16 protein-coding genes are annotated in these 20,093 nt (G+C 43.3%); 11 read left to right on the top strand and 5 right to left on the bottom strand.

From position 1 onward, the window contains the following. The first annotated feature begins 720 nt into the window (after positions 1-720). The 6 genes from AACT52_RS22990 to AACT52_RS22965 all read left to right on the top strand — a co-directional run bounded on the left by AACT52_RS22990 (position 721) and on the right by AACT52_RS22965 (position 7,773). Positions 721-3,789: a peptidase domain-containing ABC transporter gene (locus AACT52_RS22990; RefSeq protein WP_073627256.1), complete on the top strand. Its 3,069-nt coding sequence runs from the start codon at positions 721-723 to the stop codon at positions 3,787-3,789. 92 nt (positions 3,790-3,881) lie between these two features. Next, positions 3,882-5,435 carry an HlyD family efflux transporter periplasmic adaptor subunit gene (locus AACT52_RS22985; protein ID WP_073627254.1) on the top strand — a complete coding sequence of 518 codons (1,554 nt, stop codon included), beginning with the start codon at positions 3,882-3,884 and terminating at the stop codon, positions 5,433-5,435. 40 nt (positions 5,436-5,475) lie between these two features. Continuing rightward, positions 5,476-6,258 (top strand): peptidylprolyl isomerase, encoded by a 783-nt coding sequence (locus AACT52_RS22980; protein WP_073627252.1) that lies wholly within the window; start codon positions 5,476-5,478, stop codon positions 6,256-6,258. 533 nt (positions 6,259-6,791) lie between these two features. Further along, complete coding sequence (locus AACT52_RS22975) at positions 6,792-7,025, top strand: hypothetical protein (RefSeq protein ID WP_073627251.1); 234 nt, start codon at positions 6,792-6,794, stop codon at positions 7,023-7,025. Between the two features lie 99 nt (positions 7,026-7,124). After that, positions 7,125-7,427: a hypothetical protein gene (locus AACT52_RS22970; protein WP_073627249.1), complete on the top strand. Its 303-nt coding sequence runs from the start codon at positions 7,125-7,127 to the stop codon at positions 7,425-7,427. Between the two features lie 139 nt (positions 7,428-7,566). Then, entirely contained in the window at positions 7,567-7,773 is a 207-nt protein-coding gene (locus tag AACT52_RS22965; RefSeq protein ID WP_073627247.1) for a hypothetical protein, read from the top strand. 399 nt (positions 7,774-8,172) lie between these two features. Here AACT52_RS22965 and AACT52_RS22960 read toward each other — a convergent pair whose 3' ends face one another. From AACT52_RS22960 to lysS, 3 genes are all read right to left on the bottom strand, one after another. Next, a complete protein-coding gene (locus tag AACT52_RS22960; protein WP_143172702.1) occupies positions 8,173-9,012 on the bottom strand; it encodes a PEP-CTERM sorting domain-containing protein in 840 nt (279 codons plus the stop codon). 377 nt (positions 9,013-9,389) lie between these two features. Continuing rightward, complete coding sequence (locus AACT52_RS22955) at positions 9,390-9,593, bottom strand: hypothetical protein (RefSeq protein ID WP_073627243.1); 204 nt, start codon at positions 9,591-9,593, stop codon at positions 9,390-9,392. Positions 9,594-9,640: 47 nt separating this feature from the next. Next, entirely contained in the window at positions 9,641-11,167 is a 1,527-nt protein-coding gene (gene lysS, locus AACT52_RS22950; protein WP_073627241.1) for a lysine--tRNA ligase, read from the bottom strand. Between the two features lie 304 nt (positions 11,168-11,471). Here lysS and AACT52_RS22945 point away from each other — a divergent pair, with 304 nt between their 5' ends. Continuing rightward, positions 11,472-11,711, top strand: coding sequence for a DUF2283 domain-containing protein (locus AACT52_RS22945; RefSeq protein WP_073627430.1), 240 nt, complete (start codon positions 11,472-11,474; stop codon positions 11,709-11,711). A gap of 330 nt (positions 11,712-12,041) precedes the next feature. Here the strand turns inward: AACT52_RS22945 and AACT52_RS22940 are convergent, their stop codons facing one another. Then, entirely contained in the window at positions 12,042-13,013 is a 972-nt protein-coding gene (locus AACT52_RS22940) for a M48 family metallopeptidase (protein ID WP_073627239.1), read from the bottom strand. Positions 13,014-13,176: 163 nt separating this feature from the next. Here AACT52_RS22940 and AACT52_RS22935 point away from each other — a divergent pair, with 163 nt between their 5' ends. The 3 genes from AACT52_RS22935 to AACT52_RS22925 all read left to right on the top strand — a co-directional run bounded on the left by AACT52_RS22935 (position 13,177) and on the right by AACT52_RS22925 (position 16,510). Beyond that, complete coding sequence (locus AACT52_RS22935; protein WP_073627237.1) at positions 13,177-14,745, top strand: ATP-dependent DNA helicase; 1,569 nt, start codon at positions 13,177-13,179, stop codon at positions 14,743-14,745. A gap of 161 nt (positions 14,746-14,906) precedes the next feature. Beyond that, on the top strand, positions 14,907-15,122 hold the full coding sequence (locus AACT52_RS22930) for a DUF2839 domain-containing protein (protein ID WP_073627235.1): 216 nt from the start codon (positions 14,907-14,909) through the stop codon (positions 15,120-15,122). A 1,043-nt stretch (positions 15,123-16,165) separates the two neighbouring features. Continuing rightward, positions 16,166-16,510: a DUF1815 family protein gene (locus tag AACT52_RS22925; protein ID WP_041036559.1), complete on the top strand. Its 345-nt coding sequence runs from the start codon at positions 16,166-16,168 to the stop codon at positions 16,508-16,510. A gap of 220 nt (positions 16,511-16,730) precedes the next feature. Here AACT52_RS22925 and AACT52_RS22920 read toward each other — a convergent pair whose 3' ends face one another. Then, entirely contained in the window at positions 16,731-18,821 is a 2,091-nt protein-coding gene (locus tag AACT52_RS22920) for a CHAT domain-containing protein (RefSeq protein ID WP_073627233.1), read from the bottom strand. A gap of 603 nt (positions 18,822-19,424) precedes the next feature. Between AACT52_RS22920 and AACT52_RS22915 the strand changes: the two genes are divergently transcribed. After that, positions 19,425-19,931, top strand: coding sequence for an acyl-CoA thioesterase (locus AACT52_RS22915; RefSeq protein WP_073627231.1), 507 nt, complete (start codon positions 19,425-19,427; stop codon positions 19,929-19,931). Positions 19,932-20,093 lie beyond the last annotated feature (162 nt).

The raw sequence follows: 20,093 nt of genomic DNA, 5'->3' as shown, positions 1-20,093 counted from the left end.
TAAGGGTTCAAATCAGGACCACCCTATTTCATACTTCCTGTCTGTGATGGAAGTGGTAAACGAAATAACATGTATAATAGATGACATAAATTGAGCAAGATACTGTTGTTTATCAGGGACACAGCCACCATGCTTTTTCGCGTATCTAACCCAAGTTGCATAATTCGTTCGCTAGCAAGATTCTGCGGATTTTTGCTAGCTGATGCGTATGTACAGCTTCTTGATTTATGAGAGAAACAAAAAATAATTTGATGTGTCTGCAACTCTTGGACGACCGTATTGATTCAGGTTTACCCCATAAACGTGCTCAGATAAGGGAACCAAGAAGTCGCTTAACCCAGGAATAACCCCCCTAAACCCCATAAAACTAGGAGGGCGACTTCCAGGGTTAGCAGCACATCATATACTCACTTAATTAGCTTCCCACAGCTAATTAAATATACAGCTGTCAATCCTTTGCTCAGGAACTTGCGACAGCTGTAGCGGATTCATATGCCCACAATTCGTATATAACGGCAACTGGTAACAATTATGTCATACCAATCAGGTCAAACACAAGCATTTGTAAAGCCGCAACTTCGTCAGCAGCAAGCTTTTGGGGCAGTTGTGACGGACGCGGGCATTACTATCCGCAACTGGTAATCCAACCGAAAACTAATTTCCATTGGTCATCACATCGAGTTGAGACCAAAGACGAATTGTTTCGGTGGAGGAAAGGTAATGCCATCAAAAATTTCGCAACAACAGCTATATCAACAACTCACTACAGCTTTGGGTGAGACATCACAACAGGAACTGGCAGAGTGGTTCACACAAGCACAAATCGTGGAGCCTGCACCCACAAAGCAGTTCTGGTTTTCAGGTGATAGTCCCGGAATATATATAATTCTTTCTGGCAAAGTCAGACTGTTGGATAGTGCGGAGAACTTAATCACAACTCTTGGTCCTGGCTCGTCATTTGGGGAAGCAACACTGTTTGCACAACAAGACTTTGTGCCATACGCCGCTAGAGCATCAAGCAACGTCAAGCTTTGCTATCTCAAACAAGAGATATTGCAAGCATTGATGGAGAAATATCCCAATATTCGCACTTACCTCTCCAAAAAAGCACAATTGTGGGATTTGGTGATGATATATCGGCAAAACTCGCAACTAGAGTGCCAGCCATCAGATGTACCAGGGATACTCAAAGCCTTATCGCTATTTGAACAGCACACCCTGGACACCAATGAGGAAATATCCGCACCACCAGATGCTTTGTGGCTGCTGTACAAAGGGGAACTGCGGCATACTCAGGGTCACAGGCTGACACCAGGGAAAATTGTGGCACACCCACAACAGGGTATTTGGCAGGCGACACAACCAAGCATCGCCTACATTCTCCAGGATTCTCAATGGCAGGCAGTTAGTGAACACTGGCAGCAATTGGCACAATTCGTTGATCCCCAAGAACGTCCACCCGTCATTAAAGACCAAAAGCCACGTCCTAGTAAGTCAAAACCAGAAAGAATAGCCAGTTCTGGAAACGTCATACCCTTTCCCCAACGTTCCTTAACGTCAACACAAAAGCCAAAAAAATCACGCCCCTACTTTCCCAGCCCGAAGGTAAAAGCGGCGCAGGTGTGGGGACAGTGGAGTAAGAGTTATCCCTTCATGGCACAACAAAGCGCCGCTGACTGTGGTGCTACGTGCTTGGTGATGATTGGGCGCTATTGGGGCAAGCGCTTGAGTGTCAATCGACTGCGGGAGTTAACCAACGTTAACCGTTCTGGTGCATCACTGCGTGCTTTAGCCGCTGCTGCCGAAAGCATGGGCTTTGCTACCCGTCCAGTCAAAGCCAGTCTTGACAAATTTGCTCAACAACCTTTACCAGCGATCGCCCACTGGGAAGGCAAACACTACATTGTCGTCTATGAAATTACCAGAAATAAGGTCATTGTCTGTGATCCCGCGATCGGTCAACTAAGCCTAACCCATGCTCAGTTCAATGCTAAGTGGACTGGGTATGCATTGCTGTTGCAACCCACAGCGCTGCTTAAAGAGGCTGAAGAAGCAAGTGCATCATTTTGGCAGTTTTTTGAGATAGTCAAACCTCACTCCAAGGTACTGCTGGAAGTATTTATTGCTTCAGTCGTGATTCAGGTTTTTGGACTAGTCACGCCACTCTTGACTCAGCTGCTGTTGGACCGAGTCATTGTCCAAGGCAGTACCCTGACTCTCAACGCTGTCGGTTTGGGATTGGTGATCTTTGGTCTGTTCCGCATCGTGATGAACGGCGTGCGGCAATATCTGCTAGACCACACGGCAAATCGTGTCTCTGTAGCACTGCTGGTGGGTTTTATCAAACATACCTTCCGCTTGCCGTTGGCGTTCTTCGAGTCGCGTTACGTCGGCGATATTGTCTCTCGCATCCAAGAGAATCAAAAAGTTCAACGTTTCCTCACTGGCGAAGCACTGTCAATTTGCTTGGACTTGTTGACAGTATTTATCTATATGGGATTAATGTTCTGGTACAACTCTTCGATGGCATTGCTCGTGCTGTTGATTGTGCCGCCATTTTTCTTGCTAGCACTGTTTACCACGAGTATTTTACGTCGCATCTCCCGAGAGATTTTTACTGCTGGTGCTGAAGAAAACAGCTACCTGATTCAATCCCTGACAGGTATTCGGTCTGTACGCTCAATGGCGATTGAACAAACCGTGCGCTGGCGTTGGGAGGAACTTTTAAACAAATTAATCAAAAAAAGTTTTACGGCTCAAGTTATTTCCAACCGCCTGCAAATTATCAGTGCAAGTATTGAAACTTTAATCAATACAGGATTACTGTGGTACGGAGCATGGCTGGTCATTCAGAACCAGCTGACCATTGGGCAATTAATTGCTTTCAATATGTTATTAGGCAACGTCATTCATCCTTTCCAGCGACTGGCGGTGCTGTGGAATCAATTGCAGGAAGTCATCGTTTCTGTTGAACGGATTAACGATGTCCTAGAAGCCCAACCAGAAGAAGACTTGCTCTCCTCACCCCGTCAGTCTTTAACGAGACTTCAAGGGAGAATTCGCTTTGACAATGTCACTTTCCGCTATCACTCAGAAAGCGAGAATAATGTCCTAGAAAATCTTAGCTTTGAAATCCAGCCTGAACAAACAGTCGCAGTGGTCGGGCGCAGTGGTTCTGGAAAGACGACTTTGTCAAAGTTAATTTTAGGTTTATATCCCCCGACAGAGGGCAAAGTCTTAATTGACGGTCAAGATGTCAGTAATATTTCTCTAAAATCACTGCGTTCTCAAATTGGTGTCGTAGACCAAGATAACTTTTTGTTTGGCGGTACGATTCGAGAAAATATCAGCATTGCCCACCCAGAAGCCTCTATAGAAGAGATTATCGAGGCAGCGCGTTTAGCTGGGGCGGATGAGTTTATTGTGCAACTACCAATGGGTTACGAAACCCAAATCGGTGAAGGTGGTGGGATGCTTTCTGGCGGACAACGCCAACGTCTAGCTATAGCCCGCGCATTGCTAGGGAATCCCCGATTTTTAATTTTTGATGAAGCCACCAGCAACCTAGATGCGGAGTCAGAACGCATCATCCAGAACAACCTGAAAACCATTCTGACTGGACGCACCAGTCTGATTATTGCCCATCGCCTTTCCACCGTACGGAATGCCGACTTGATTCTGGTGTTAGACCGAGGCGTCTTGATAGAAAGCGGGACACACGACGAATTAATCGCCAAAAAAGGACATTACTACTACCTCAACCAGCAACAACTTCCCCAAGCTGGTTGAGTTGGGAGTCGGTTATAGGGTACAGGTTACAGTTTGTCCCTTGTCCCCTTGTCTTCCCCTACTCCCTCCACCTCTCGATTTCAGGTGATACTATGCCACACCCATCTCGTCATTCACAATCTGCGCTTGCCAGAAGCGAGCCGGATGATTATCTAAATAAAGATGACACTATAATTACGGAAAATACTGAGAAAGCACTCAACGCGACAAGCGAGGAAAACGATTGGTATTACGGCACGGAGGAACTGCTAGATGCTTTACCTAAAGTCTGGACGCGTTCTTTGCTATACGTGTTGGTAGCCTTTGCAGGGATTGTCTTACCTTGGACAATGGTCTCGAAAGTTGATGAGACAGGGAGCGCTAGAGGGCGTATTGAACCGAAAGGTGCTACCCAAAAATTAGACAGTCCAGTGGGCGGGGGCGTCACTGTTGTCAGGGTCAAAGAAGGCGAAACCGTAAAGGCTGGTCAGGTTCTGATGGAATTAGAGTCAGATGTCTTAAGAACTGAACTCAACCAGATTCTGACAAAGCTCGACGGGCTACAGAATCGGCGCGAGTCCTTAGAACTACTCAAAAATCAATTGACGCTTGGTGTGAGTACTCAACAGCAACAAAACCAGGCTCAACAATTGGCAAAACAGTCTCAAGTACAGCAGGCGCGACAGAATCTTGATGCTCTCAAAGCTGTCTATAACTTAAACAAAGAGGAAAAACTGGCTAAAGTTAACCAGATGCAGCAAGCCCTTGAGTCTAGCAAGGCTGCTTATAAATTAGCATCCGTTCGTTTGCAAGCTTCTCAAGAAAAAGTCCCACGCTATCAAAAAGCCTATGAAGACGGAATCATGTCACTTGACCGCTTCAAGGAAGTAGAACAGACGGCAAAAGAAGACTCTGAACGCCTTGCGCAAGCTGGCTCTGATATTTCTCAGGCTGAGTCGAGGCTTAAAGAGCAACAAAGCACTTACCAGAAGACGATTCATCAGGCTAACTCGGAAATCGAGCAAGCCCAACTGCGCTTACAAGAAGAACAGCGTAACTATCAAAGCCTGATTCATACAGGTCAACTCGCACAACTCAAAGCCTCCGAACAACTCAAAGAACTGCAAACACAAATCAAATCCCTGCAATCGGAAATTGCCCAGACGGGGAGTCAGGTTACATCCTTAAAGATTCAGTTAAGACAACGAGTCGTGCGATCGCCTATTAACGGTGTCATTTTTGAGTTGCCCATAACCAAGCCAGGAGCCGTCCTACAACCTGGTCAGAGAGTTGCTCAAATTGCACCTCAAGGTGCTGGCTTAATACTCAAGGCTAGTATGCCTAACCAGCAAAGCGGCTTCTTGAAAGTGGGTATGCCGGTCAAAGTCAAGTTTGATGCCTATCCTTTCCAGGAGTATGGCATCGTGGCTGGGAAAGTGAATAGGATTTCTCCAGACTCTAAAGTTACTCAAACACCTCAAGGCAACATAGAAAGTTTTGAGTTAGAAATCGCTTTGAATCAGCCATATATCCAGAACGGCGATAAACGTATTGCATTAACTCCTGGACAGACAGCCACTGCTGAGGTGATTGTCCGTCAGCGTCGTTTGATTGATTACATCTTAGACCCGTTTAAGAAACTGCAAAAAAGCGGGTTAGACCTTTAGTCAAAAATCCAAACTCTAAAATCTTTGGAGGAATTGCCGCATGCCAAACAGTTTGACTATTTTTCGTGAAGACGTCATTCACCACATCAAACTCTCGTGCCAAATACCTGGAGTTGTAGAGGCGATCGCTTTTCAAAAAATTATGACTAAAGCAGCACAAGAGGCAGGTATTACAGTCACACCAGAAGAACTACAGCAAGAAGGAGATAAACTGCGGGTTGCTAAGAAACTTGTTAAAGCTCAAGACACCTGGACATGGCTGAAGAAACATCACCTGTCTCTGGATGATTTTGAAGAATTAGCCCACAACAACATACTTTCTCAAAAGTTGGCGCACCATCTATTTGCTAATAAGGTCGAACAGTTCTTTTACGAACACCAACTTGATTATGTTGCTGGTGTCACTTACGAGGTCATCTTAGAAGATAGGGACTTGGCATTGGAACTTTTTTATGCACTCCAAGAAGGCGAAATTACTTTCCAAGAAATCGCCCGCCAATACATTCAACAGCCAGAACTCCGTCGTGCTGGTGGATATCAAGGAACCCGACGACGCACAGATTTTCGACCGGATATTGCTGCTGCGGTATTTGCTGCCAGTCCACCAGAAATACTCAAGCCTATTGTGACTCCAAAAGGAGTCCATCTAATTTGGGTTGAAGAAATCATTCAACCCAAATTAGATGAGGAGTTGCGCCTTGCGATCCAGCAACAATTGTTTTCTGGATGGCTACAGCAACAATTTGAAACACTGGAGATATTGACTCTGCTTGATTCCGATACTCATCCTCAAGCATCAGAGGATGTGTTGATGCAGGCTTAAGTTCAGTTTTCAGTTAGTCTCCATGATGTTAGGAGATTTTAAAATTTGTTTATTTACATACAAATAAATTGGGTTAGATTTAACCATTTTTTTGAAAAAGGATAACTGATAACTGATTAGGTCAGGGTGAGTATTGCTAAAAAGGATTTTTGTATTTAGAGCTTCAAGAATTATCCAACTTTTTTTACTAACTTTTTGACCAACAGGAGGTCATTTTTATGAAAATTGACTGAATATTAAATACTTCTAAAAAAGTTTAATTTGACGTTTTAACGAGAAGTTAAAGCAGAAGTTTATGGGCTTTTTCCTACAAAAGAAAATAGCTCATACAATTGCAATGCTTGATTTTTAATGCTCTTTTTTAATAAGAAAAACTTACGTAAATAGCCATATATTCAAAAAAATAATAAATAAAAATAATCTTAAAAATATGGATTATCTAAAATAGAATGCTATAGTTATATATGTAACCAAAAATAAGTTTGGTTGCAAAGATAAAACGAAAAACAACAAGTAATTCCCAGGACAATACCATGATTATTTCTGATATCTCTCACATCGAAGTTGCTGCTGAAGACAATCAAGTTCAAGGTGGATTTGCATCAGCAAGTGCAAGTTCCGGTGCATACGCTAACGGTACCAACTTCGCTACCACAAATACCAACACTTATACCAGTGCTAATTCTGGCTACCCCTACTACTACCCCTACTACTACAGCCCCAATAGTGCTTCCTCTAGCTCATCCTCTAACTCAACTGCTGCATAGGCACAACTTTGCCAAGAGGCATACTAACTAGAAAGTAAAAATCGCTGAAAGTTGTTAAACAGCTTTCAGCGATATATCCACTTGGAAAAGGGGGAAATTATGAGCCGATTAAAAGTTGTTGACCTAAGCTTTTTTGAAACTGAACTTCCAAGTGATAATCAAGTGCATGGCGGACTTGCAGTTGGACTTACTGTCAACTCACCTACAAGTAGTGTCTCAACCTTTGCTGCCTCTGATTCAAGTTCAGGTTCCAATGTAACTTATTCCTTTAACCCAGCTACTGGCGCATATAGCTATAACATTGGCTATGGATATAAATATGCTGTCGCTGGTGCTGCTGCTGGTGCTGCTGGTAATGGACCTACTTACAGCACTACCTATACAAATGCAAGTGCTTCATAAAACTTGGTAACACAAGTTTTAGTTCAATACGCTATTGAGTATAAGCCTCGACAAAGTACGTGGTTTTATTCAATAGCTTTTCTGTTATGTTGACACCAATTCAGACAAATCAACTACTAATTCTCAGGAGAACAATATCATGATTATCAATGACCTGTCTGAGTTAGAAATTATTGCTGAAGAAGCAAAAGAAGTTCAAGGTGGATTTCAGTATCCTCCTTCGCAGGCAAATGCAAATGCATATGCATATGCATATGCATCTGGTAACAATGTTGCTATCACCTTTACCACAACTTATACCAATGCATCCTCCTACTCGAATGTTATCTCTGGCTCTAATAGCTAAAGATTTGTTGAACGCCGTACTCAGTAGATTGTAGAAATTGCTGAAAGGGTTGTAGAGACGTTGCATGCAACGTCTCTACAGGGTTTGGATGATACACAAACCAATCAAAACTAGTGCGATAGACTACTAGGGCTAAACAAACAAAGCGCGCGCAGGCGGGCTGTATATAACTTTCAAGGGATTAAAAGTAGGATTTGGTCTTTTGCTAGGTTGAGCAACGAAACCTAGTGGTCTGTTTCATTAATTCTAATGGGTTACAAGATCCCCGACAACTTTTACGAAGTCGGGGATCTGACCCCTACGACATGTCAAAATTAATGACATGAACCACTAGCCTACGTGAGATACCAAGAAAGGAATAGGTCGTCTTCGAGTCTCAGCGTTTTCCTGGCTTACTAATCAGGAATCTAAGATAGCTGCTTTGCGTTTACGTTTCCCGGTCATGCCAAGCATCGCACAACCAAAGAGTAAACTAAGGACTGTCGATGGTTCGGGTGCTTGAACTCTTACTTGATTGGTTTTAGTTTCAACTAGAGTCAGAGAAGTTGACTTGTCAAAAGTACGGAAATACTTACCCTTGACATCAGCTAGAGCAATTTCTTGCGTTCCGCCAAAAGATGTATTGTAGGAAGACTGAGCAGGATCTAGGGTGATGCTACTGCTCTGTTTAAGTTCAAGAGCATCATTGTTACCTGGAGTCGCTAAATTTCCGGCAATTGTAAAAGAGTCTAAAAGGCTGTTATTTTCGTTGTCGTATAACTCAAATTTTAGTAGTCCATTAGCAGTAGCATTTTCTGCTGTTGGATTGTCAATGGATGTTTTGAGATCCAATAACCCATTGAAATCAAAAGAAAATGTTTCGCCAGGTTGTACTAAAAAGTCGTAACCGATAACCCCTGCAAAGCTTTGCCCCTCTCCAATATAGCTAACACCCTGACCTTGAGCTTTGCTAATAGATGAATTGGAGGCAAATGTCAAGGCAGGGTTTGGATCGACTTCAAAATTCGCCTTAGCATCGGCATTAGCATTAACTTGACCATCTGTACTAATCGCGTTAGTCACAGTATCAGTAATAGTCCTAATACCCAATGGATTGCGATTAAAGTTCTCAATATTAAATGTTGCCTCAGAAGATCCAAAAGTAGCAGCCTGACTGGGTAACGCTACTAACATAGAGCTTGCCATTACCGGAGTAGCCAGTAGCAAAATTCGGTTGATAAGCCCCGAGTGTCGCTTCATACAATCCTCTTTAGTAAATTTTTGATTCTCAGCCTGATAAACTTGCCTAACGTTAGGTTTGGCAAGTATGAAAATTGCCACTGTAAACTCAAGGGCTTGTTAAATCCATAAGCCCTTCTTGCAGTGGTGGCAAGAAGTTTTTTGTTTAATCACAAATCATCGCTTTATCCGTCTTTGCACCGAAAAGACAGCAACTAATCAAATTGGTAGTATTACCCTGACACCCTGTGTGATTAATTTTGGCTTACGTAATTATACTAATGCCTTAAAAGAGCGACTTTTATAAATTTCATGTAAGCTACTATCAAATTTTGTAGAGATTTGATGTTAAAACTGTAAAGCCTAAGTATTATTAACGTTGCGATAAATACATATTTCTAGGCGTTTTCAATAGATACGGAGTTGCGTTCAAAGATATCACGCAGTTGTTGGGACAACCCAGATAAGGTATGCATGAACGCAACTTGGTATAAGTGCAATACAGGCGTTTGTAGGGGCACAGCAAGGCTAAGTGCCCCTAGCTGTGGTGTATCCAACACCAGAACATTGAATTTAGATACGGCAACAACAAAACCAACCAACCGATGTTTTGAGGGTACGTTAGGCTTTGCCTGAACGCACCGTATGGCTATGTAGCTGATTCTGGGGATGATTCGGATTTTTCAGGTTTGAGTAATGGGAATGCGATCGCATCCCGAATACTCGCACAGTCTGTTAACAACATCACCAACCTGTCAATTCCAATCCCTAAACCGCCAGTGGGAGGCATTCCATATTCCAACGCCGTCAAGAAATCCTCATCTACCCCTTGCGCTTCCAAATCACCAGCAGCTTTTCGTGCGGCTTGTGCTTCCAAACGTTGACGCTGGTCGATAGGATCGGTCAGTTCTGAGAAGCTGTTGGCAGTTTCGCGCCCGACAACAAATAACTCGAATCGTTCCACGATACCAGGTTTAGAACGGTGCGGCTTTGCCAGTGGCGAAATTTCCACTGGATAGTCGATCACAAAGGTAGGCTGAATTAAGTTTTCCTCTACCTTTTGCTCAAAAGCTTCATTCAGGAGCTTACCAATTGAAGAGCAATCTTCTACACCTTCAAGACCAGCATTTTTACTCGCTGCTTTTGCTTCTTCTAAAGTTTGGAATGAGTTGAAATCCAAACCTGTGTGTTCCTTCACCAAATCGTGCATTGTCACACGTCGCCAAGGGGGAGTCAAATCCACTGGTGTGCCTTGGTAGGTGATTTGCAGCGTGCCGAGAACTTCTTGAGCGACAGTGGTAATAATGCCCTCCGTCAGCGCCATCATGTCGTTGTAATCGGCATAAGCTTGGTAAATTTCAATTGTGGTAAATTCGGGGTTATGACGGGTGGAAATTCCCTCATTGCGGAAAATCCGTCCCAATTCAAACACCTTTTCAAATCCACCAACAATCAAGCGCTTGAGATGGAGTTCTGTCGCAATTCGCAGATACAACTCCATCTCCAAAGTGTTGTGGTACGTGATGAACGGACGCGCATCTGCACCCCCCGCTTCTCCTTGTAAAACAGGAGTTTCAATTTCAATAAAATCACGTTGTTCCAAGTACCGACGAATACCAGCCGTAATGAGAGCGCGACGCCGGAAAGTTTGCCGGACTTCAGGGTTTACTATCAAGTCAACGTAACGCTGACGGTACCGCTTAGCAACATCCGTCAACCCATGCCATTTATCAGGTAAGGGCAACAGGGATTTAGTTAAAATAGTGTATTTTTTTACAAAGACAGATAGCTCGCCCTTTTCAGTCCGTTTGATTGTCCCCTTGGCTCCCAAGATGTCGCCGACATCTGTAAGTTGCTTCAAGTGGTTGAAAGCATCAGCATCAACATCTGCCATGCTTTCTTGAATGCGGTTTTTTTCTAAATAAAGCTGAATTGTGCCGGTTTCATCTTCCAAAGTGAAGAAAGCCAGTTTCCCGAAAACGCGACGCGCCATAACGCGTCCAGCCACAGTGACTTCCAAATCAACTTCTTCAGCGCTGGGCAAATCAGCAAATTTTTCCTGTAATTCAGCGGCATGATGGGTTGATTCCCAATGATAGGCATAAGGGTTCATCCCTAGTTGCCTGAGCTGTTCTACTTTTTCCAGCCGCGTAGCACGAATATCTTCTTCCGACATGGTTGACGAACTAAATAGGGCAAGACTTCATTATTGTATTTGACCTCTCCGCGTCTTTTCAGAAGGAGATTCAAATCCTGAAGCTGAATTCTCAATGCTCAATTCTAACTCTTTTCATTTTCGCTCTTATATTCGACAGCAAACGAGCAGAGCAAGCACTGTACCTGTTGATTTTTCAGACTTTATCATTAAAAGACAGGTTGACTGTTGTAGAGGGTACAAAGTTGCGTTAGCGTCAACTGCTATAAACAGCAGCATAAGCTGTTGGCAGCTGACACCTAGAAAATGCAGCAAGAGAAATTTTATGCACGCAAAATTACAGTTTGAATACGATCGCTCTGCTGACACCCTGTACATCAACAAGCTTCCTCCATACCCAGAGCAAGAACCAGCAGAAATTGAGTATGGTGTGATTGCTCGTCTCAACCCTACTACAGGTGAAATTGAAAATCTAGAAATTTTGTTCTTTTCCAAAAGGTTATCCGAGAAACCGCTTTTGGAACTGCCACTGATAGCAGATTTTCACTTTGCGCCCACTGCATAATCTTGGGGATTTCCTGCATCAATCCGTATTATTTTTGGTTGTTTAGCTACCAAGTACTGGATTTCATAAATTCGTACCGCAATATGAAGTACCAAAAATAAATTATCCATTATGTAGGGTGGGTTAGGCGCACGACAGTTGGTCTTTTACATACAGGACTTGCCGCAGCGCCGTAACCCACCAATATTCGGTGCGTTACTACAAATTGGAGATTTTTTGAATTGCAAGCCCCTAAAACTTGTAATTGCGCTTCCTTTCTTCATAATGCATACGTAAGTCCTGTTGGTGACTTTTCAGGCTATGTGGAAAAATCTACTTCTTACCTAACCCCTACTCTGACTTAGACCTTTTAATGCGATCCATTTCCCTTTGCAATTCTTCAATTTGGCGGCGCAAAGTTTCGACTTCTTCATTTTGGGCAGTCTGCGCTTCTACATTGACTGCTCCCGCAGCGGTTGCTCGCTGATAATTTCCTCTCTTGATTTGCTGATACTCTTCTGATTGTGCCCACTGTCTCAGGTAGTGTATACGTTCCACGGCAAAAGGATGACTGAGCATCGTGCCATGACCGCCGTTGTAAATTAAGAATTTATATATTTGGTTCAGTCCATCTGCATCAAGTGCCTGGTACTCTTCCGACTGACGGATAAACTCTTGTAAACTGCATTCATTGGCATATTTGATACTACCTCCCGAGACTTTCATCATAGAAGTCATCACAGTGTTCAAATCATCCATCACCAACAACGCGGCGCGATCTGCTGATAACTCGGCTTTACGCCGCCATTCATAAAAAGCGTAAATTAAACCTTGAGTGACAAAATTACCTATGCCGAAGGTTAGATCCCCGATCGCAGAAGCAGCACTCATTGCCCATATCGCCATTTGAATTAAAATAGTATGACCACATTTAATATGCCCCAGCTCATGGGCTAGCACCGCCCTAATTTCGGCTTCGTTTAGCAAGTCCAATACCCCTGTATTTATGACTATATAAGGATGCTCTTGCCCCAGCGCATAGCTATTTGCTAGGGGATTTTGCTCAACAAATAGTGCAGGTTCTGGATAAATATCCAAATCCCGCACACATTCCCGAAACATCTGGTAAATAGTGGAATATTGGCGTGGCCCGACTTGGATGGTGTTGCCCATTAAATAAATTAACTGAGGGCGTTCTACGAAAAATTCCACAAATTTCCGGGCGACAAAATCAAATCCGGGTAAACTGCGTAAGGCAAGTTCTGCTTGGCGATCCAGAGGATGCCTGAAGGCTTCGCTGGAAATTCCTTTGTAAGTTGGCATAATTAGGGGTATTTGGTTACTAGTTAGGAGTTAGGAGTTAGTAGTTAGTAGTTAATATAACAACCAACAACTAACACATAACAACTCACTCCTGAAAGTAACAACATAATAGTAATGGGGCTAAAAGCAAGTAAAAAATCACTTTGTATGGGATTAAAAGCGTGTGATTGAAGCAGAAGTTCATTTGTCACTACATAACTTCCTGCGATCGCAGGCGGGTTTCCCTTCGTGGCCACATCATTTGACGATGGCACGGTTGGTAGCTCGCGCCTTGCGGCTAGGACGTAGCGCCCTCATTCAAGTAGGGGCAGCTTGCGGCTATCAAGGGCGGTATCGTACCAGCTTTGTTGCATCCGCGTTAATGTGGCACGGTCCTGTGATTATTGTTGCCCCTGAAGACGTACAGCAACGACTTGCGAAAGTGGAAATACCGCGCCTACAGCAGTGGCTGCAAGTTAATAAAGCAATTAGAACAGGTGACGCTTGGCCTGGTGGTGAATTCCAAGGACTCCTCCTAGTTTCTCCTGAAGCTTGGTTAAAAGCGCAGCTAAGTTCTAGTGAGAATTTTCCTAGTGGCATTCCCACAATTATTGATGGAGTAGACGGTTTGGAAGACTGGGTGCGTGAAGAACTCACAGTGAGCTTGGAAGCACATGATTGGGATCAACTTATGCTTGCTTGCCCAATCCAAGCTGAGGTCATTCGCTCTGCACGGGCGCAACTGACACACGAACTGTTCAAGCGCCCTGCAAATCCCTACGAATGTTATCTCATTTCTCTGGCAGAAGAAGAAATTTTGAGCCGTCTGTATTCGGCTTTAGAAATATCCAGCTTACCGGATACCTGGAAACAGTTTTGGCAGCAATTTCAACACAGAAACGGAAATTTCTCTGCCCTATCTGACTCATCTGCCGCATCCCTGCTTTGGGCAACGATTGCCCGTCGTCAAGGATTATTTTCTTTGCACTGTGCTCCCATTGAATTAGGAGAAATACTATCGCCAATTTGGCAGCGCCAGCCTGTGGTGTTTATTGGCAGTGCCTTAGAACCGGAAACTGAAGCTCCCCTGTTCCGCCATCGCCTAGGGTTGGAAGATGAGTTAACTTGCCTCAAGTTTTCCTCAGATACCCAAACAGAAGCGATTCAATTGTATATACCCTACCAGTTACCCCTACCCAACACACCAGAATTTCAATCAGCATTTATTCACAAAGTTCTGACGCTGGTGTGCCTCAGTGCTACAGCATCAGGATTGACAGTTGTCCTTGTGGGAGATGTGCCCTTGAAAGCTCAGGTGGGGGCAATTCTTGCCTCTGAGTTTGGTTCACGCGTGCAGGTGGAAAAAACTTGTTTGGATGAAAATGGGATTTTGGTGAGCGGTTGGGAGTTTTGGCGCGAGCATCAAAAGGTTTTGCCTGCTCCCCAGCTTCTGGCGATCGCGACTTTACCTCTGCCATCTCTAGAAAATCCCATAGTGGCAGGTCGAGTGGCGCACTACAAGCGCTTGCATCAAGATTGGTTCCGTTTGTACTTGTTGCCAACTGCTTTGAATGAATTGCAACGGGCTGTAGCCCCATTGCGAGAAAGTAAAGGCATCGTTGCTTTGCTTGATAGCCGTGTGATTAACCGTAGCTACGGTGCTCAAGTTTTAGCTGCTCTAAGTCCCTTGGCACGCATTAACTACCTCGATCCCAATCTGTTTTCCTCTGCAACAGAAGAGGATTCTGCATAAAAAAGTCCAAACTCAAGAGTCAAAAAATAATTTGGAATTTTGAATTCATTTGCCTTACACCCTGGGCGAAGCGCTTTGATTTTTGAGTTTTGCATATTTTCTAGCATTCGCTTCCAAGCAAGCGCTATCATCAGCCTTAGCAGAGATTCATTTTTAACACTATGGGTGAAGCAAAGCGTCGTAAAGCCGCATTGGGAGAAAAATACGGTCAAGATACAACTCGCATTTTGCCGTGGGTTCCTATTACCAAAACCCAAGCAGAAAAACTTGTAGAATGGTCAACCCGCATGAGCTGGGTTGGTATTGGCGGTTTGGTCGCAGCTTGGGTGACAGTTCGTTTCATCGGTCCAGCTTTCGGTTGGTGGCAAGTTGTCTAAACCTCAATACGCTTGGTGATAAGACCAAAACCATTATCAAGACGTGAATGTACAGACGTTGCATGCAACGTCTGTACACGTGTGCAATCTTCACTTAGATAATTTTCCTACACAAGACAGCCTCGGTAACCCTGGCTGTCTTGGTTTGTTCTTTGTTAATTTATTTACTATAAATTCTATCGAATCTATTATGTAGAGTACAATTGGTGAGGTAATTCTATTCCATTACATCTATGTAAAAAACCTATTGTTAGCAAGCAACCCTCTTACCTACTTATGAGGCTTGACACGATTGAAAAAGCGTATGCCTAATTCTTTTAAGCCGTTATTCAACTAAGTATAAATCGATAACTAAAAGAATGTCAAAAAAATATCTGCCTAAATGGCAACATGGTTATCTTGAGTTTAGTTATCGTCAGTGTTAAGTCAAACGATTTGGGTTTACACTTGAGATTGTGGATTAGGGAATTTTCCTGTATAGATAGTCACTGTAAAACCAGTTACCTATCCCAATCGACAATTTCAATCTACACATGGTCATCTACCAGTTTTGCCATATTACCTCGAGAAGTTGGTGTATATACCTCAAAATTTTTCCACTGCTTAGCGGTTTGCACAAATTTTACAAGATATATACATAGTTAAAGATTCTGAAAAGACGTACAGCTTCCTGGCAGCAAGGAAGAGTGGCAAGTTAACCTAAAAGTAGCCAATAAAAATAGAATATTCGGTATTTTCGGGAGTTGACTTGTGCCGAATATGAGTTACCCTTAAATCGGATTGCTTTAAATTACCATCTACTCTGGCAGAACTTTGTAAAGACAATATAAAGGTTAGCAATCCTGTCCGATATTTTAGGTCTACAAACTGAATATTTTGATACGACACGCAAAAGCTATATCGACTACCCTAAGTTTGGTAGCCAATTCATGAATATATATGTATCTATGAATTGTAATGAATAGTTTACAATACCAGTTGGTAGGAAAATCTAAAGAAAATATAAAAGCAACTCAAATGACTGTGGTGTTTGGAGGGAAAAAGTGTTTCTGAGACTCGCACAACAACATCGGCAATTTGTCCAGGACTTAGTAATGAACTTACAAGCTTTAGCAATTGTCCTGGAGAGGCGTGGATATCCTGCCTCATGTTATACCTGCGGCGACCAAATGAATAGTGCTTCGTTTATGGTTAGCCTGGGAGAAAACCATCTGATTCGGTTTTTAGTATCCGATTACGGGATCACTTGGACGGAAATGCGGGATGATCGCGAATTAATGAAGTTAGAGGGTGCAGAGGCAGTTAACCAGCTACAGGAACTTGCCAATATAGTCAAGCATCCCATGCAAAACAGTGTAGGTAATAAAACCTTAGCCAAGCGGTGTTAGAGACTCAAAAGTTAGGAGTTCAGAGTTTAAAGTTAAAAGTTAATAAATCGTAACTAGTAACTCATTAACTCGAAACTCATAACTTTAATACCTTATTTCAAAGCTAATTGGCATTGCTGCCATTTGTATTCTGATAGTGGTGCCTAGTATCTGGTGAGTATCCAAAGCATATTGACAGTCATCAGAGTGTCAATTCAAATCAGCAAGCAAGCGAAAAGACTTACAAACCATTTCCAATCAAAATAAACGGTGCCCAATAGTAAGGGTGACTGAGGCTAGTACCGATGCCTTGCTGTTGAACAGCTACAGGGAAATTTCCTGTAATCAAAGCAATTTGCGCCTGTCGTAAAGCTTGAGCTTTTGTCAACCTGCCCTCGGGCAGCAAGGCATAAAAAGAACTCATTAAAGACTGCGTACCGCCATCATCTACAGCCCATAACGAAGCAATGGCAGAACGGGCACCAGTTTTTTGAATCTGGTAACCAAAGCCGAGAATTTCTTCACCGTTACCTAGCTTTCCTCCTAAGCCGGTTTCACAAGCACTCAACACGACTAAATCAACACGGGGTAAAGACCAGGTAGCGACATCTCTGAGGTTAGCGCGATCGCCATTCCCAAACAAGATAAAAGAATCTTCCGGCTTACCTACAACAAACGCCGCATGAGTTGCCAGATGAACAATTGTATGATCGTCCATCTGGGGCACAGTCGTCTTGAGGGTAAAAGCATCATCTAAAATTTTCGTTGTTCCTGGGACGCTAGCTGCTAAACTTTCTACTTCCCGTTCTGCAAAGGGTAAGCCAGAAAACGTCAGCTGACGATTAGCTACTTTGACGTTATAACTACCTTTGGTAAAGGCAGCAGCTAAAACGCGCACATTAGATTTCCTTGGGGTGTTAAAGTTAGTCAAGCTGGCTGCGGTGATATGATGGACGCCAAAACGTTGCACAAGCCACTGTTTGCCATCATACAAAGCAGCTAGAGGAATGTAGCGCAACTGGTCATCTGGTGCATAAATCAGGGTTTGTGTATCTGCTTGCTTGAGGTCGTTTTCTATCGGTTGAATCAGCCAATCGTACAACTGCCTTGCGGGTACTTTGACATCTTGTGTACTGCGATTTTCTAAGCCTTGGCGCAAAGCAGCAATTGTCTGGTAAAATTTTTCTCGCTTGACAGCAACGGTACGATGAATTGGTGGAGATTCTGGAGTGACCAGGATTAATTCCAAACTATTTTTTAAAACTAGGGGATACAGAAGTACGGATTTTTCTGGCAATTGTGCTAAATTATCCCGAATCGCATTAACGCTTTCTAGGTTCAAATTTTGCTGCCTTGCTGTGCGGCTGATTTGGTTTACCTGTGCCGTCACTGCGGAACTAGAGATAAAATCATAGAATTCATCCATAATTTTTTGCTGAGTCGCCACCAATTCCTCAATCCGCTGTTTCTGTTGCGGTGTTCGCGATTCTGCAGGAATCTCGCGCAGTGTTACCAGTTCTTTACCTTGGGTAACAGCATCATCCAGGGTTTTATCCAACTTTTGTTTAATTTGTCGTTCTGGTGGCACGATCTCAATACCTTTGACAGTCAGTTCATTACCCTGCACGTTGTGGAGATACTCTTCGAGTTCTTCCACTTTCACCAAATCCATAATCCGTAGCGCTTCCTTGATACGCTTGCCCTTTAGTAATGCTTCACCTAAAGTGCGGTATGTCTGAGCAACAGTCAAGTTGTAGGCATCAATTTGCGCTACAGAAAACGCTGCTGGGTTCAAACGAACTTTCTCACGATTGATAACGCAATGTTTGTAAAAGAAAATTGCTAACTCTGGTTTTTGAAGTCGTTCAAATAAGTAACCTAAATTGCTGTAGGTTTTGCCCAAAGCAATATGAGCCTGTCCTGGAGTTTTTTCGTTAAGCTGGAGTTCTTTGTTAATGCGTAAAGCTTGCAGATAATATTTGAGTGCTTGCGAATATTGACCTTGATTTTGGTAAACTCTACCAATGTTGTTGAGCGTTGCAGAATGTACAAAGCGTTCTTCATTTTTTTGGCTCATGGCTAACGCTTTTTCTAATATCTGCAATGCTTGTGCAAATTTACCTTGTCCAGAGAGTTTGATCCCCTCTTGGTTGAGCCGCGTGACCTGAGATTGGTTATTGTTTTGAGGTAAAGCCTGAACGGTTTTTCTCGAATCTGGCTGTGCCTTTGCATTTGCACTCATCAGACGAGTTCCTGGGAATGCCATTCCAGAACTCAGAGAAATCAGTAGTGTAACAAAAACAACTTTAAAAAACCGATTAGGAACATGCATAAAAAAACCTTCCTGTGTCTGCAATTCATTAGTGCTGAGTGCTGATTAAATCCTCACGAATAAATCCAGGGGATTGAACAACAAGGACAAAGAGTCTTTATTCTCCATGAATAAATTCACGGCGTAAGACCCCTTTTCCTTAACGCTTTTTATTTCGGAAACTGTAAAATAAAAATTTAAAATTTATGCATTGACAAAACTTTAATTATATGGATTAGCAAGAATGATTTGATGAGTGGAATGGAAGTTAAGCCTTCCTGAGCTTTCCTTGCTGTACTCTTACTAGGGTAAGCAAAATCAACTTATGCACGTTTGGAAATAGAAATAAGAAAGAATGTCAGCCAGTTGCTCATTGAATAAGTGTCTTAGGCAGAACAAATAGCTTTAGACCCCCTACACACTTTTCAACTAAATCCGCAAGGAGTTCGACACCGTAATCTTTGATTCGGTGTCGGGAGGAATTGCGCTTGTATTGGCGTGCGTCCTGCAACTAATCCCAAACGCAGTTTGGGGAGGGAGCTAAATGAATAAATTGCACACAATATCTAACTTTATGCTATTCCAGATCTGGAAAATCTATTTTTGGCTGCAAAAAACTTTAATATGCCCCAGGAAAAATCACAACAACCACAACTTTCATCAACGAGTGCCATTGACACTCCTGCAAGCAGTTCCTTGGAAAATTGGTTTGAATATCCCATAAGAGTCAACCCGCATCATACGGACTATGCAGGCATTGTCTGGCACGGTTCCTACTTAGCCTGGTTGGAAGAAGCGCGGGTGGAATGCTTGCGAGCTATTGGTATCGAATACGCTGATTTAGTAGCTTTGGGCTGTGATTTGCCTGTTGTAGAACTCTCGATCCGCTATCACCGTCCTCTTCAGTTAGGTACGGCTGCGGTAGTCAAAACGCGCATGGCTGAGGTGACTGGCGTTCGCATCAACTGGGATTATGCAATTGAATCGCTAGATAGGCAACAGTTATATGTCACTGCCAAGGTGACTTTAGTGGCATTAGATCGTGAAAGAGGCAAGATTATGCGTCAGTTGCCTACAACTGTCAAGGATGCTTTGACACGACTTTCAGGATCAAAAAATCAACCATCTTAGATTATTAGTGGTTATTCCTACCCTGGGCTTAAACAAACAAAGCTCCGTTCGCGTACCGTGCGCTTTGCGCTCAGTTCCCGCTTGTTGGGAAACCGTTCGGCTGAGCGCTCACCGCGAAGCCCGCCTGCAGGACTTCTTTCTGGATCGCCAGGCTCATTTTAT

This window comes from Scytonema sp. HK-05 (assembly GCF_963872035.1).
GTDB lineage: Bacteria > Cyanobacteriota > Cyanobacteriia > Cyanobacteriales > Nostocaceae > Kalymmatonema.
Note: the sequence above shows the minus strand (reverse complement) of the source record. Positions and strands in the feature narration are given on the sequence as shown.

Bases quoted from the DNA above. Each gene is read 5' to 3' on its own strand.
- AACT52_RS22990 (WP_073627256.1), top strand. From the start codon at position 721: ATGCCATCAAAAATTTCGCAACAACAGCTATATCAACAACTCACTACA.
- AACT52_RS22985 (WP_073627254.1), top strand. From the start codon at position 3,882: ATGCCACACCCATCTCGTCATTCACAATCTGCGCTTGCCAGAAGCGAG.
- AACT52_RS22980 (WP_073627252.1), top strand. From the start codon at position 5,476: ATGCCAAACAGTTTGACTATTTTTCGTGAAGACGTCATTCACCACATC.
- AACT52_RS22975 (WP_073627251.1), top strand. From the start codon at position 6,792: ATGATTATTTCTGATATCTCTCACATCGAAGTTGCTGCTGAAGACAAT.
- AACT52_RS22970 (WP_073627249.1), top strand. From the start codon at position 7,125: ATGAGCCGATTAAAAGTTGTTGACCTAAGCTTTTTTGAAACTGAACTT.
- AACT52_RS22965 (WP_073627247.1), top strand. From the start codon at position 7,567: ATGATTATCAATGACCTGTCTGAGTTAGAAATTATTGCTGAAGAAGCA.
- AACT52_RS22960 (WP_143172702.1), bottom strand. From the start codon at position 9,012: ATGAAGCGACACTCGGGGCTTATCAACCGAATTTTGCTACTGGCTACT.
- lysS (WP_073627241.1), bottom strand. From the start codon at position 11,167: ATGTCGGAAGAAGATATTCGTGCTACGCGGCTGGAAAAAGTAGAACAG.
- AACT52_RS22945 (WP_073627430.1), top strand. From the start codon at position 11,472: ATGCACGCAAAATTACAGTTTGAATACGATCGCTCTGCTGACACCCTG.
- AACT52_RS22940 (WP_073627239.1), bottom strand. From the start codon at position 13,013: ATGCCAACTTACAAAGGAATTTCCAGCGAAGCCTTCAGGCATCCTCTG.
- AACT52_RS22930 (WP_073627235.1), top strand. From the start codon at position 14,907: ATGGGTGAAGCAAAGCGTCGTAAAGCCGCATTGGGAGAAAAATACGGT.
- AACT52_RS22920 (WP_073627233.1), bottom strand. From the start codon at position 18,821: ATGCATGTTCCTAATCGGTTTTTTAAAGTTGTTTTTGTTACACTACTG.
- AACT52_RS22915 (WP_073627231.1), top strand. From the start codon at position 19,425: ATGCCCCAGGAAAAATCACAACAACCACAACTTTCATCAACGAGTGCC.